Here is a 15,298-nt window from a genome sequence, read left to right on the forward strand (position 1 = left end):
ACTATCCTGACTAGACTCTCTTAAATAATTACCCTCCGACATTAAGCAACTTATCCTTTCATAATTATCCCTTGTTGACGGAATATCTCTTAATACCGAAATGATTTCAGAAGATATTCTTATCTCCTGTACATCATACCTGAACGCATTAAGTTTCTTTGTTATAGAATCTCTAATTATTTCCAAATCTGTTCCTACAGCGCCAACTAACGCAATAACGACCTCAGAATCAAAATCACAAGGTATCTGATCATCCTCATATGGATATGTTTTATTTATATTAATCATGTTAAGTATTTCTGCCTATTATCGTTTTACTCTATTTAAAATAACCGTTAATTACATTTGTAAAAAACGGGCAATAACATTCAAACAAATATAATTTCGTAGCTAAATATAGTCTTTTTATTTACTATACCCTGTACATTCTGATTAGGAAATATGAATTAACATCACATAATTTACCCTTTTTCATAAATTTACCTCCCTTCTATTATAATAAAGACTAAATTGTATCTCTAATTAGAGGAAAGGTGTATCCTTAACATATCAAGAGCGATGAGAATATAAACCAAAAACAATCCATGAAGCAATTAAAATATCAAAATCATGTCGAACAGGCAGAACATCGTCATAATAGTTCTGCCTGAAAATAAATAGATTAGATAGAAAATATCTTTATGATCTCAATCTAATTTTCTTATCCTTCTAGAAAAACACGGTTCTTAATTCATATTTACAACCCTATCAATTAAACCAAGACGAATTCTATCTTCCAACAATATCCATCATTAACATAAACACGAGGTTCATTTGTATCAGAGTTAAATTCAAAATCAATAATCAACTCTGTCGCCGGAAGAAAATAACTGTTCCCATAAATCCACCGTAAAGCTTCTCTCTTTCCCGGTAAGATAATTGCATCAATATAAATCTCATCACCTAATACTTCAATATTGATAATCGATTCTGTTTCATGATTATAATAACGCCCTGACAATCGATGAATATCGATATCACCTTTATCGATCATCTTTTTCAAATAAAAAATATTGCCATTTTCATTAATCTGTTCCAATGCAATAACACGCTCATTTTCAATGATAGGTTTGAAGCGGATTTGCCCACCTTCTTCTTGAAATGTTCCATCCGCGTTAAAGATAATCGGATTGCCTTTTTCGAACAAATTACCTAATAAATAGCAATCTTCTTTGGTAATAATATAAGGAAAAGGCTCCATTCCTTTGAAAATACCGGTAATATCAATATTACTGGTCCGGCAAGGCTGTTTGTTTGGTTCAGTAACACCAGTATTAAACAACACATCAAGACACTGCCTGATAAACTTATAGACATTAGTATTTGCTGCGGAGGTAATAGCGATACCTAATTTAGCATCAGGCAAAATGCACGTTTCTGATTTGAAACCACTATAAGAACCACCATGTCGCATTATCGTTTGCCCTTCACGTTGGCTAATAATCAAACCGTAGGCATAATTGTTACGATCGCCGTTAGTTAGATCTGGCATATGGGATAACTGAGGCAATAATTCCTGAACAATCGATGGCGAATAAAATGCCCTTATCCAACGACACAAATCATTTACCGTAGAATAAAGCCCTGAACCACCAACCACCGCATCATTGAGATCATATCTTCTCCACTGACGCAACGCCTCGTTATAAGCATAACCCATTGCCCGATCAGAGATAATCTCGGTTATATCATCATAGAAAAAGGTATTTTTCATCTTTAATGGGGCGAAAACATTTTCTTCCGCATATTCTCTCAATGATTTACCTGAAACCACCCTGACTATTTCCGCTAATAAATTATAGCCCGTATTACTATAGAGATAATATTCTCCAGGCATAAAATTAAGCATTTGTTGCCGTTGAACCATTTTTCTCACCAAATCAATATGACGGTGGTCAAAGTCCGAGTTTTTACCTGCCAGATTATAAAGCCCAAATTGATCCTGTAATCCACTGGTATGGTGAATAAGATGTTCAATGGTAATATCAGAGAAGTGCGCAGGGAAATAATCCAAATATTGTCCAACTTTATCCTTGACGCTGAGCTTTCCTGCTTTCTCCAACAAAGCTATGCAAAAAGCGGTGAATTGTTTTGAAACACTCGCCAAATAGAATTTAGTATTAGGTTTTACCGCCACAGTATGTTCTATGTTAGCCTTTCCTATATGGCGCTGATAAATAGTTTTATTGCCGTGGGTAACAGCAACAGCGAATGCTCCACCCTTTTTTTTATTTTCAATATTAACTAGTTCGTCTATTTTTTTGAGAAAAGAATTAATGTTATCTGTAGATATGGTAGATTTCATTATGCATTTCCTTATTTAAGGTTATAAGACAAAACATATATATTCAGCCTAATAGCGATATATATGTGGGCAGTACTGTAAGACGTAAACAGGAAACATCCAAGTGGTAATGGTTATCATTTAATATATTAAAGGCAATATAAAGTAGCTACGGCTGTAAATCAAAATTGGTTAACCTTTGCAAACAGTTATTCGCTGTCAATAATCATTTTGGTGCTGATATTTTCAAAAAACAGGCAGAACATAAATATGATAGTTCTGCCGGGTAAAAAGTATATCTAAATAAAAATATCTTTAAAATCTCAATAATGTCAATTCCATTCTATCCGTCAAACCGCAACGAATTTTATCTTCCAACAACGTGAATTACTGATATAAAAATGAGGTTTATTGGCATCAGTATCTAATTCAAAATCAATAATCAGTTCAGTACTGGGAGAGAAATAACTATTCCCGTAAATCCGCCGTAAGACTTCCTTTTTACCAATATAAACTACCCCATCAATATAAATCCCATCGCCAAAAGAGGAAACAGTCATCGTTGCTTCTGTTTCATGACTATAATATCGCCCTGCCAATCGCTGAATATCGATACCTCCGTCATCAACCCTCTTTTTAAGATAAAAGACATTGCCATTTTCATTAATCTGTTCCAGTGCAGTAACACTGTCATTTTCAATGATGGGTCTGAATCGGATTTTACCCCCTTTCTCTTGGAATGTACCGTCAGAGTTAAAAATAATCGGGTTACCTTTTTCGAATAAATTACCTAACAAATAAGTCTCTTCCTTGGTAATAATATAAGGATAAGGCTCTTCCCCTCGGAAAATACCGGTGATATCGATATCACTGGTTAGGCTATACGGTTCTTCTGGCTTAATATCGGTGTCAAACAAGATATCAATATTCTGTTCCACCCATTTAGAAACATCAACACCTATTGCAGCGGTAATCGCGATACCTAATTTAGCATCCGGTAAAATACAAACATGAGATTTGAAGCCAGCATAAGAACCACCGTGTTCTATTATCGTTTGCCCTTCGCGTTGGCTGATAATCAAACCGTACGCATAATTGTTGCGATTACCGTTGGTTAAATCTGGCGTGCGGGATAATTGAGGCAACAGATCCTGAACAATCGATGGTGAATAAAAGGCTCTGATCCAACGACACAAATCACTTACCGTAGAATGAAGCCCTGAACCACCGACCACTGTATCGTTGAGATCATCTCTTATCCAACGGCATGAATCCTCGTTATAAGTGTAGCCCATTGCCCGATCAACGATAATTTCAGTGACATCATCATAGAAAAAGGTATCTTTCATCTTTAATGGGGCAAAAACATTTTCTTCTGCATATTCTCTTAACGATTTACCTGAAACCACTCTGACTATTTCCGCCAGCAAATTATAGCCGGTATTACTATACAGATGATATTCCCCAGGAGTAAAGTTAAGCGCTTGTTGCCGTTGAGCCAATTTTCTGACTAAATCAATATGGCGGTGATCAAAGTCCGAATTTTTACCTGCCAGCTCATAAAGTAAAAACTCATCCCGTAACCCGCTGGTATGGTGAATAAGATGTTCAATGGTAATATCAGAGAATTCCGCAGGGAAATAATTCAAATATTGCCCAACTTTATCCTTGACGCAAAGCTTCCCTGCTTTTTCTAGCAAAGTAATACAAAAAGCTGCGAATTGTTTTGAAACACTCGCCAAATAGAATTTAGTATTAGGCTTTACAGCCACAGCATGTTCAATGCTGGCTTTCCCGATATGACGCTGATAAATGATTTTATTGCCGAGGATAACCGCAACGGCGAGAGCGCCCCCCTTCTTTTTATTTTCAATATTCATTAATTCGTCTATTTTCTTGAGAAATAACTTAATCTTATCTGTAGATATAGTAGATTTCATCATGAAACTCCTTATTTAAGGTTACAAAATAGAATATATACGGCCTGATATCAATACATATACAAACAGTACTGTAAGACGTAAATAAGAAATATCCAAGTGATAATGGTTATCATTTAATGTGTGAATGGCAATATAAAGTAATTATCGAAGCTGATGTTTAAAAAACAGGCAGAACTAAATATAATATTTCTGCCTGGAACAAAATGCATCTAATGGAAAATATCTTTAGGCCCTCAACAACATTAATTACACCCTGTTATAACAATGCCATTCTTCATTCTGATTTATCACTTTAAAAATTAAACTGCAACAAATTCTACCCTCCAGCAACCCCAGTCATTGATATAAAGGTGAGGCTTATTCATATCAGAGTCAAATTCAAAATCGATAACAAATTCAGTACTCGTGGAGAAATAACTATTACCGTAAATCCGCCGTAAAACCTCTTTTTTCTCAGAATAAGTAACCCCATCAATATAAATTTCATCTCCAGAAGCAGAAATAGTCACCGTTGCTTCTATTTCATGACTATAATAATTCCATAACAATCTCTGAATATCGATAACATCGTCATCAGTCATCTTGTTAAAATAAAAAACATTGCCATTTTCATCAATCTTTTCCAATGCGATAACACTATTATTTTCAATGATAGGTCTGAATCGGGTTTTACTTCCCTGCTGTTGGAATGAGCCATCAGAGTTAAAAGTAATCGGTTCGCCTTTTCCGAATAAATTACCCAATAAATAGCAATCCTCTTTGGTGATAATATAAGGATAAGGCGTTGCTCCTCGGAAAATTCCTGTGATATCGATATCACAGATTAGACAATGTGGTTTTTCCGGTTCAATTATATTCGTGTTAAACAACACATCAAGACACTGTTCAATCCATTGAATGACATTAATATTCGTTGCAGAGGTAATAGCGATACCTAATTTAGCGTCAGGTAAAATACAAACATCAGATTTGAAACCAGCATAGGAACCATCATGCTGTATTATTTTTTGCCCTTCTCGTTGGCTGATAATCAAGCCGTAAGCATAATTATTGTGATTGCCATTGGTTAAATCTGGTGTACGAGATAATTGAGGCAACAGTTCCTGAACAATGGATGGTGAATAAAATGCTCTGATCCAACGACACAAGTCATTCACCGTAGAATAAGCCCCTGTGCCACCTACCACCGAACCATTGAGATCATATCTTGCCCACCGGTTCGGTTCCTTGTTATAAGTGTAACCCATCGCCCGATCAAAAATAATCTCTGTGACATCATCATAGAAAGAAGTATCTTTCATCTTTAACGGAGCGAAAATATTTTCTTCTGCATATTTTCTCAATGATTTACCTGAAACCACACTGACGATTTCCGCCAGCAAATGATAGCCCGTGTTGCTATAAGTATAATATTCGCCAGGCGTAAAATTAAGCGCTCGTTGCCGCTGCGTCAGTTTTCTTATCAAATCAATATCATGGTAATCAAAACGCGAGTTTTTACCTGCCAAGCGATAAAGTAAAGATTCATCACGTAATCCACTGGTATGATAAATAAGATGTTCAATAGTAATATCAGAAAATTCTATCGGGAAATAATCCAAATATTGCCCAACTTTATCTTTGACGCTGAGCTTTCCTTCTTTCTCCAATAAGGCAATGCAAAAAGCTGCGAATTGTTTTGAAACACTCGCCAAATAGAATTTAGTATTAGGTTTTGCAGCCACAGCATGTTCAATGCTGGCTTTCCCGATATGACGCTGATAAATGATTTTATTGCCGAGGATAACTGCAACGGCGAGAGCGCCACCCTTCTTTTTATTTTCAATATTAACTAATTCGTCTATTTTCTTGAGAAATAACTTAATCTTATCTGTAGATATAGTAGATTTCATCATGAAACTCCTTATTTAAGGTTACAAAATAAAATATACACGGCCTGATATCAATACATATACAAACAGTACTGTAGGACGTAAATAAGAAATACCCAAGTGATAATGGTTATCATTTAATATGTGAATGGCAATATAAAGTAATTATCGGAGCTGATGTTTAAAAAAACAGGCAGAACTAAATATAATATTTCTGCCTGGAACAAAGTGCACCTAATAGAAAATATCTCTATCTCCTCAATAGTATTAATTCCATTCTACTATAACCATATCGCTCCTAATTCTAATTTATCATTTTATAAATTAAACTGTGACGAATTCTATCTTCCAACAACGTGAATTACTGATATAGATATGAGGTTTATTGCTATTAGGGTCTAATTCAAAATCAATAATCAGTTCAGTACTGGGAGAAAAATAACTATTTCCGTAAATCCGCCGCAAGACCTCCTTTTTACCAATATAAACTACCCCATCAATATAAATCCCATCGCCAGAAGGGGAAACAGTTATCGTTGCTTCTGTTTCATGACTATAATATCGCCCTGCCAATCGCTGAATATCGATACCTCCGTCATCAATCCTCTTTTTAAGATAAAAGACATTGCCATTTTCATTAATCTGTTCCAGTGCAGTAACACTGTCATTTTCAATTATAGGTCTGAACCGGATTTTGCCTCCTTGCTCTTGGAATGTACCGTCAGAGTTAAAAATAATCGGGTTACCTTTTTCGAATAAATTACCTAACAAATAAGTCTCTTCCTTGGTAATAATATAAGGATAAGGCTCTTCCCCTCGGAAAATACCGGTGATATCGATATCACTGGTTAGGCAATACAGTTCTTCTGGCTTAATATCGGTGCCAAACAAGATATCAATATTCTGTTCCACCCATTTAGAAACATCAACACCTATTGCAGCGGTAATCGCGATACCTAATTTAGCATCTGGTAAAATATAAACGTGAGATTTGAAGCCAGCATAAGAACCACCGTGTTGTATTATCGTTTGCCCTTCGCGTTGGCTGATAATCAAACCGTAAGCATAATTGTTGCGATTGCCATTGGTTAAATCTGGTGTGCGGGATAATTGAAGCAACAGATCCTGAACAATCGATGGTGAATAAAATGCTCTCATCCAACGACACAAATCATTCACGGTGGAGTGAAGCCCACCACCACCCACAGCAGAATTATTGATATCGTTTCTTACCCACTGGTGCAGCTTCTTATTATAAGCATAACCTATAGCCCGATCAGGAATAATCTCGGTTATATCATCATAGAAAAAGGTATCTTTCATCTTTAATGGGGCAAAAACATTTTCTTCTGCATATTTCCTCAACGATTTACCTGAAACTACGCTGACTATTTCCGCCAGTAAACTATAGCCCGTGTTGCTATAGAGATAATACTCCCCAGACGTGAAATTAAGTGCCTGTTGCCGTTGGACCAATTTTCTCACCAAATCAATATGACGGTGATCAAAGTCTGAATTTTTACCTGCCAGGTGATAAAGTAAAAATTTATCCCGTAACCCGCTGGTATGGTGAATAAGATGTTCAATGGTAATGTCAGAAAATTCTGCGGGGAAATAATCCAAATATTGTCCGACTTTATCCTTAACCCTGATCTTTCCTTCTTTCTCCAATAAAGCTATGCAAAAAGCCGTGAATTGTTTTGAAACACTCGCTAAATAGAATTTAGTATCAGGTTTTACAGCTACAGTATGTTCAATGCTAGCTTGCCCAATATGACGCTGATAAATGGTTTTATCGCCGTGGGTAACCGCAACGGCAAGAGCCCCTCCCTTTTTTTTATTTTCAATATTAACCAGTTCATCTATTTTATTGATAAATAATTTAATATTATCTGTAGATATTGTCAGTTCCACCATTAATTTCCTAATATTTAAAGTTATACAAGCAGGGCACATATATACAATCTGGTGATACAACATATGCGGGCAGAACTATAAGGCGTAAACAAGAAACACCCAAGTGATAATGATTATCATTTAATGTATGGATGACAATATAAAGTAACTGTGGGTGAAAATCAAAATTAGCTAACTTTTATAAATAGTTATTTGATTTCAGAAATCATTTTAGATCTAATGTTTACAAAAAACAGGCAGAACATAAATATAACCGTTCTGCCTAGGATGAAGTGCATCTAATATAAAATATCTCCAGACTCTCACAATAGTATCAATCCTATCCTACTAACGAAATACTGTCCTAAATTTGCATTTACTAACCTGTTAATTAAACCGAAACAAATTCCAAATTCAAGCAGCGCGAATTACTGACATAGAGACGATATTTATTTGAATCTGGATCAAATTCAAAATCAACAATAAGATCAGTTCCTGGGGATAAATAACTATTCCCATAAATATGCCGCAAAACCTCTTTTTTTACCGGATGGATAATCGCATCAATATAAACATTTTCATCAGCCGATATAACATTAATTACCGCCTCTGTTTCGTAACTATAATAGCACCCTGACAATAGTTTAATATCGATACTCTCTTCATCATTCATTTTTTTAAAATAAAAAACATTACCATTTTCATCAATCCGTTCTAGTGCGATAACATTGTCATTTTCAATGATAGGTCTGAACCGGGTTCTACCTCCTTGCTCTTGGAATGTACCGTCAGGATTAAAAGTAATCGGGTTACCTTTTTCGAATAAATTACCTAAAAAATAAACATCTTCTTTGGTAATAACATAAGGATAAGACTCTATCCCTCGGAAAATACCGGTGATATCAATATTATCGGTTAGGTAATGCGGCTTTTCTGGCCCAACATCGGTATTAAGCAATATATCAATATACTGATCCACCCATTTAGCAACATTAACACCTATTGCAGCGGTTATCACGATACCTAATTTAGCATCCGGTAAAATACAAATATTATTTCTGAAGCCAGCATAAGCACCACTGTGTTGTATTATCGTTTGCCCTTCGCGTTGACTGATAATCAAACCGTAAGCATAATTGTTACGATTTCCATTGGTCAAATCTGGTGTACGGAATAATTGAGGCAACAGATCCTGAACAATCGATGGCGAATAAAACGCTCTCATCCAACGGCACAAATCATTCACGGTGGAATGAACCCCTGCACTACCCACCACAGAATTGTTGATATCGCTTCTTATCCACCGTTGAGAATTCTCATTATAAGTGTAACCCATCGCCCTGTCAGAGATAATCTCGGTTATATCATCGCAGATAAAGGTATCTTTCATCTTTAATGGGGCGAAAACATTTTCTTCTACATATTTTTTCAACGGCTGGCCTGAAACTACGCTGATGATTTCCCCCAGCAAATAATAGCCCGTGTTGTTATAAAGATAATATTCCCCTGTGGGGACATTCAATGCCTGTTGTCGTTGAATCAGTTTTCTGACTAAATCAGCATGGCAGTAGTCAAGATCTGAATTTTTACCTGCCAGACCATAAAGTAAAAACATATCCCGTAACCCACTGGTATGATGAATAAGATTTTCAATGGCAATATCAGAGAAATGCACGGGTAAATAATCCAAATATTGTTTGATTTTATCCTTGACGTTGAGCTTTCCTTCTTTCTCCAGCAAAGCTATACAAAAAGCCGTGAATTGTTTTGAAACACTCGCTAAGTAGAATTTAGTATTAGGTTTTATAGCCACAGCATGTTCAATGCTCGCTTTCCCAATATAACGCTGATAAATGGTTTTATTACCGTGGGTAATCGCAACGGCGAGAGCGCCACCCTTTTTTTTATCCTCAATATTAACTAATTCATCTATTTTCTTGATAAATAATTTAATATTATCTGTGGATATTGTCAGTTTCATGATTAATCTCCTAATATTTATAAAAAACAGACAGAACATAAATATAATCGTTCTGCCTGGAACAAAGTGTATCTAATAGAAAATATCTTTAGGTCCTCATAATATTAATTCTATACCCGTCATCTTTCAAGTTGCCTCTTTGTTGGATTCACTCCCTTGCCGTCGCGATGCATCTTGAAATCTATAGGGTATATACTCAAGATACTTCAAAGTGCATGTTTGAAAAACGATTATGTTGTTGAATTTAAATGTTTTTATATCTGACGGCTCAAGCATTTTGAAGTTCATTCGGTATATATTTACTAACCTGTGACTAAATTTCAACGAATTCCACATTCAAGCAACGTGAATTACCGATATAAAAACGAGATTTATTCGTGTCAGGATCAAATTCAAAATCAACAACAAATTCAGTACTGGGAGAGAAATAACTATTCCCATAAATACGTCGCAAAACCTCTTTTTTTACCGGATGGATAATCCCATCAATATAAATATCATCACCAGACGCTATAATATTAATTACTGCCTCTGTTTCGTGACTATAATATCGCCCTGACAATAACTGAATATCAACACTATCTTCATAGTTCATCTTTTTCAAATAAAAAACGTTACCAATTTCATCAATATGTTCCAATGCGATAACACTGTCATTTTCAATGACGGGCCTGAACTGGATTTTACTTCCTTGTTCTTGGAATGTACCGTCAGAGTTAAAAATAATCGGGTTACCTTTTGTAAATAAATTACCTAAAAGATAAACATCTTCTTTAGTAATAATATAAGGGTAAGGCTCTATCCCTCGGAAAATACCGGTGATATCAATATTACTGGTTAAGCAATGTGGTTTTTCTGGCTCAGCATCGGTATTAAACAATATATCAATATACTTATCCGTCCATTTACCAACATCAACATCGGTTGCAGCAGTCATCGCAATACCTAATTTAGCATCTGGCAAAATACAAATATTAGCCCTGAAGCCAGCATAGGTACCACTGTGTTGTATTATCCTTTGCCCTGCGCGTTGGTCGATAATCAAACCGTAAGCATAATTGTTACGATTGCCATTGGTTAAATCTGGTGTACGAGATAATTGAGGCAGTAAATCCTGAACAATAGATGGCGAATAAAATGCTTTAGCCCAACGACATAAATCATTCACGGTGGAGTGAACCGCTGCACTACCCGTCACAGAATTATTAATATCGCTTCTTATCCACTGTTGCGAATTCTCATTATAAGTGTAACCCATCGCCCGATTAGAGATAATCTCGGTTATATCATCACAGATAATGGTATCTTTCATCTCTAATGGAGCGAAAATATTTTCTTCTGAATATTTTTTTAACGACTTACCTGAAACCACTCTGATGATTTCCCCCAGCAAATAATAGCCTGTGTTGCTATAAATATTATATTCCCCAATGGGAGCGTTTAGTGTCTGTTGTCGTTGAATCAGTTTTTTCACTAAATCAGCATGGCAGTAGTCGAAACTTGAGTTTTTACCTGCCAGATTATAAAGTAAAAATACATCCCGTAACCCGCTGGTGTGATGAATAAGATGCTCAATGGTAATGTCAGAGAAATGCTCGGGTAAATAATCTAAATATTGCCTGACTTTATCCTTGACATTGAGCTTTTCTTCTTTCTCCAGCAAGGCTATGCAAAAAGCCGTGAATTGTTTTGAAGCACTCGCCAAATAGAATTTAGTATTAGGCTGTATAGCCACAGCATGTTCAATGCTCGCCTGCCCGATATGACGCTGATAAATTATCTTATCATCGTGGATAATAGCAACTGCGAAAGCCCCACCTTTTTTTTCATTTTCAATATTAACCAGTTCATCTATTTTTTTGATAAATAAATTAATATTATCTTTAGATATCATCGATTTCATCATGAATTTCCTTATATAAGATTATAAAACAAGACATATATATGCAGTCTGATAGCAATAAATATGTTGTGAGTACTGTAAGACGGAAATAACCAACATCCAAGTAATAATGATTATCATTTAATATATAAAGAGAAACAGAAAGTAACTGTGGTTACTCATCAGAACAGATGAATTCGTGCTAGTACTGATTTCAACATTCATAAAAAAGCAATTACCGGACTAATTGTAAGCCCGGTAACCCAGATTTATTCAGTGGCAAGAGAGACTCTCTTTGTACGAAAGACTAATACAAGTCCTGATAAAATGGCTACCATTCCCAACAAACTTAGAGCAGGTAATGAATTTCCCAGAAACAAATAATCCATTACAGCGGTTACACTAGGAACGAGATAAAAAAGACTGGTTACATTCACCAAATTACCTTCCCGAATGAGTCGGTAAAGTAATAATTGAGCCACAACAGAGATAATTAACCCTAACCATAGCAATGAAATAATAAAGCCAGGCACCAGTTGAAACTCAAAAGGTTGGAAAGGAACAAACAATAAACAAAGTAGTAGGCTAACACTATATTGCAGGGGTAAAACCGCAGAGGGAGCTTGATGAATTCGTTTCTGTAAAATCGCACCAATACTAATACAAGCCAATGCGGCTAAGGCAAAAGTAATACCAGCAATAGAAAACCGAGACAGCACCAAGCTTTGATACACCACTAATACCAAACCCAGTAATGCTAATAATAAACCCGCTAAACGTACAACCGAGAAACGACGTTCGATCACCAACAATGTGATAATCGGTTGAATTCCCATAACTGTAGCCAAAACGCCAGGCGTGATCCCATTATCCAAAGCAAAAAAGTAACAAATAGAATAACCGCCAATTAACAAAATACCGGTGCCTGCTATCTGTTTGCGAGTACCATGCTCAGGTAAATAATAGCCCTTATGCCTGAATAATAATCCCAGAAATATCAAAAAAATAAGCGCAATAGCAAAACGCATCGTGAGAATGGCAAACGCGGTACTATGATCGAGTCCCCACCGAGAAAAAATCGCACCACTGCTCCACAATAAAACAAAAATCAAAGTCGAGCTATAAGAGATCCATTGAGCTTTAGAAATCATAGAGAATCCACACCCTGTCTTACATTTAATGTACACAAGTCAACGCAGCAGCCAAATCTAACACCGATTAAATATCAACCCTCTCTCAGAGGCAATCATATTATACGATTATATACCCGTCATCTTTCAAGTTGCCTCTTTGTTGGCTGCACTCGCTCACCCCGGTCTCATAGTTATCTATGCTCCCGGGGATTCACTCCCTTGCCGTCGCGATGCATCTTGAAATCCATAGGGTATAGATAAATATCTGTGAGCAGTTTTCAATCTCCATGAGCACGTTACGTTAGGTCCACCAAATAAGATCACCATTTTGCTGTAATCCCATAAAACAGGTCATCAGTAAACGCCGTTCTGGTGCAGAGATAGTATTACTATTCAGTACCGCATGGACCAAGTTCCCATTCAGTAATACCAAATCTCCCGCCTCAATATTAATCACCATACTTGCATGATCTTCCAATAACTCCGACGGGTATGGAAAACCACTGTAAGTTAAACCAAGGGCACTACGCGATTGGTCATCAGGTTGAATATTCCATACTTTTAATTGTCCGCCATTTTGAGGAACGTCAGCGTAAAAATTTACCGCCATAACACGATTAATCTGTTGGATCTCAAAATCACTCTGGCTCGGATCACTTAACTGTGCAAGATCATCATGAGGTAATAAAAGAAATTCGCCAAAATTATTCCAATACACAATTTTTACATTACCCGCCGCAACACCATGATACATTGCAGGACGTATTACCCGTAGGGTATTACTACTAAAATGAATTACTTGATCAATGAAATGATCAATTGGATTGATCGTATCTTGAAACACCTCATTAATTGAAGAACGGAAATGTTCCGCTTCTTCAATATATTGGCGGGTATCTTTTTCAATATGCGATGCTCCAATGAAATATCCCTCAACACCTTCAATACCTTCTCCGTAACGAGGAGTCCGTGCCGGGGAACGCCAAAAGTTCTCAATTATTTTCCTGCTTTGTTCTGACGGAAGAAAATTACGAACCCGACAAGCCGCAAGGCGACCATCCAAAAGGGCAGAAAGTGCGTGTATAGATATATTGTTTGATGTTTCATATATCATAAACTCCGATTCTGCCAGCGTTGCTCCTCTAATCTCGAATTTTTTTGCATTATAGTCGATTCACCCATTATTTTTGGTTTATACCCGTCATCTTTCAAGTTGCCTCTTTGTTGGCTGCACTCACTCACCCCGGTCACATAGTTCGCTATGCTCCCGGGGATTCACTCCCTTGCTGTCGCGATGCATCTTGAAATCCATAGGGTTTATAGATCTATGAAGTAACGATCTACGTCTATGTAAAAAACCCAATATTGCAGGTACCGGACTAATAACCCTCTTCTGTGCAGAAAGCTGAGTCGAATATTTCCTACGTAAATCAGGTAATAGCCTCCAATGCGTGTTTCCTGAGATATGATGTTCTTGGTGATAGCCATCATTAAACATCAAAAAATTATAGACACGACCATAGTAACTCGCTGAATTTGCAAATTTATTTTCCGGCAATGCACCATAATGCTCATAATAATTTTGTATATTAACCAGAACAAAGGCAAAATATAGAGAAGGTAGATAGCAAAATAAGCTCTATTCCCAAGACCAAGTGAATAAGATAATAACCCACATCGCTTGAAATAATCTATCCAGTCTCAATTGCCACAACTCTTTCATTCTCCTAACTTTTACTCTTGAAAGAAGTTTTTCATATCCTCTATCAGCTTTACTAAGCGGTTTATGCCATATAAATATAGCCCATAACATACGAATTAAACTGTTATAAAGAGTAAATATTCCACCAATGGTAGAATAACGCCAAAGAGCATTATGTTCCCCTATTTCTTTTCCATTGATAAAGGTTGAAGAAGTATCCTGAGGTCCACTTTCGCCGACTCCCCGGTCGTTATTATATTTGTGGTGATTACGAACATGGGACAAATGATAAGACTGTATAGATTGCCCAATATTCATTGAATTCAATATAGACACAAACATATTCATGGTATTAGAAACAAACCAGGGAGTATGGGTAAAAAAATGCGAGATCACCATTATGTTGTAAGTTATCATCAATGTCAGGAGAATAACATGAGTCAACCACCCCATAATAGTGAAACCATTCCAATAAACAACTAGCGTAATAGTGGCTACCGTATGCAAGATACTTAATGCAAACATTGCTGCATCCCAAAGGGAATATCTCCAGATAGCCATCATTAT

At 36.3% G+C, this 15,298-nt stretch carries 9 protein-coding genes and 2 pseudogenes; all 11 read right to left on the reverse strand.

Translation table 11 applies throughout. From position 1 onward, the window contains the following. A pseudogene (locus LGZ98_RS07590) lies at window positions 1-288 on the reverse strand (anti-phage dCTP deaminase); the annotation flags it as partial. 463 nt (window positions 289-751) lie between these two features. Continuing rightward, window positions 752-2,344, reverse strand: a complete 1,593-nt coding sequence (locus LGZ98_RS07595; protein ID WP_113041239.1) for a serine hydrolase domain-containing protein — start codon at window positions 2,342-2,344, stop codon at window positions 752-754. A 329-nt stretch (window positions 2,345-2,673) separates the two neighbouring features. Continuing rightward, a complete protein-coding gene (locus LGZ98_RS07600) occupies window positions 2,674-4,266 on the reverse strand; it encodes a serine hydrolase domain-containing protein (RefSeq protein ID WP_191214745.1) in 1,593 nt (530 codons plus the stop codon). A 299-nt stretch (window positions 4,267-4,565) separates the two neighbouring features. Further along, entirely contained in the window at window positions 4,566-6,161 is a 1,596-nt protein-coding gene (locus LGZ98_RS07605; RefSeq protein WP_113041241.1) for a serine hydrolase domain-containing protein, read from the reverse strand. A 300-nt stretch (window positions 6,162-6,461) separates the two neighbouring features. Further along, window positions 6,462-8,054 carry a serine hydrolase domain-containing protein gene (locus LGZ98_RS07610; RefSeq protein ID WP_191214743.1) on the reverse strand — a complete coding sequence of 531 codons (1,593 nt, stop codon included), beginning with the start codon at window positions 8,052-8,054 and terminating at the stop codon, window positions 6,462-6,464. 370 nt (window positions 8,055-8,424) lie between these two features. Then, window positions 8,425-10,014 (reverse strand): serine hydrolase domain-containing protein, encoded by a 1,590-nt coding sequence (locus tag LGZ98_RS07615; RefSeq protein ID WP_262977902.1) that lies wholly within the window; start codon window positions 10,012-10,014, stop codon window positions 8,425-8,427. A gap of 313 nt (window positions 10,015-10,327) precedes the next feature. Continuing rightward, the gene (locus tag LGZ98_RS07620) at window positions 10,328-11,920 is read right to left on the reverse strand and encodes a serine hydrolase domain-containing protein (RefSeq protein ID WP_262977903.1); all 1,593 of its coding nucleotides are present in this window, start codon (window positions 11,918-11,920) and stop codon (window positions 10,328-10,330) included. 245 nt (window positions 11,921-12,165) lie between these two features. Next, on the reverse strand, window positions 12,166-13,047 hold the full coding sequence (locus LGZ98_RS07625; protein ID WP_262977904.1) for a DMT family transporter: 882 nt from the start codon (window positions 13,045-13,047) through the stop codon (window positions 12,166-12,168). Between the two features lie 283 nt (window positions 13,048-13,330). Then, entirely contained in the window at window positions 13,331-14,143 is an 813-nt protein-coding gene (locus tag LGZ98_RS07630; RefSeq protein WP_113041246.1) for a 2OG-Fe(II)-dependent halogenase WelO5 family protein, read from the reverse strand. After that, window positions 14,140-14,280 (reverse strand): hypothetical protein, encoded by a 141-nt coding sequence (locus tag LGZ98_RS07635; protein WP_158536495.1) that lies wholly within the window; start codon window positions 14,278-14,280, stop codon window positions 14,140-14,142. Before LGZ98_RS07635 ends, LGZ98_RS07630 begins: the two co-directional genes overlap by 4 nt. Beyond that, window positions 14,264-15,295: pseudogene (locus tag LGZ98_RS07640) on the reverse strand (fatty acid desaturase family protein). Before LGZ98_RS07640 ends, LGZ98_RS07635 begins: the two are co-directional and overlap by 17 nt. Window positions 15,296-15,298 lie beyond the last annotated feature (3 nt).

The organism is Photorhabdus kayaii, from assembly GCF_025384895.1.
Classification (GTDB): Bacteria; Pseudomonadota; Gammaproteobacteria; order Enterobacterales; family Enterobacteriaceae; genus Photorhabdus; species Photorhabdus kayaii.

Coding starts and splice junctions, on each gene's coding strand:
- LGZ98_RS07610 (WP_191214743.1), bottom strand. CDS start 8,054: ATGGTGGAACTGACAATATCTACAGATAATATTAAATTATTTATCAAT.
- LGZ98_RS07595 (WP_113041239.1), bottom strand. CDS start 2,344: ATGAAATCTACCATATCTACAGATAACATTAATTCTTTTCTCAAAAAA.
- LGZ98_RS07625 (WP_262977904.1), bottom strand. CDS start 13,047: ATGATTTCTAAAGCTCAATGGATCTCTTATAGCTCGACTTTGATTTTT.
- LGZ98_RS07600 (WP_191214745.1), bottom strand. CDS start 4,266: ATGATGAAATCTACTATATCTACAGATAAGATTAAGTTATTTCTCAAG.
- LGZ98_RS07605 (WP_113041241.1), bottom strand. CDS start 6,161: ATGATGAAATCTACTATATCTACAGATAAGATTAAGTTATTTCTCAAG.
- LGZ98_RS07630 (WP_113041246.1), bottom strand. CDS start 14,143: ATGATATATGAAACATCAAACAATATATCTATACACGCACTTTCTGCC.
- LGZ98_RS07620 (WP_262977903.1), bottom strand. CDS start 11,920: ATGATGAAATCGATGATATCTAAAGATAATATTAATTTATTTATCAAA.
- LGZ98_RS07615 (WP_262977902.1), bottom strand. CDS start 10,014: ATGAAACTGACAATATCCACAGATAATATTAAATTATTTATCAAGAAA.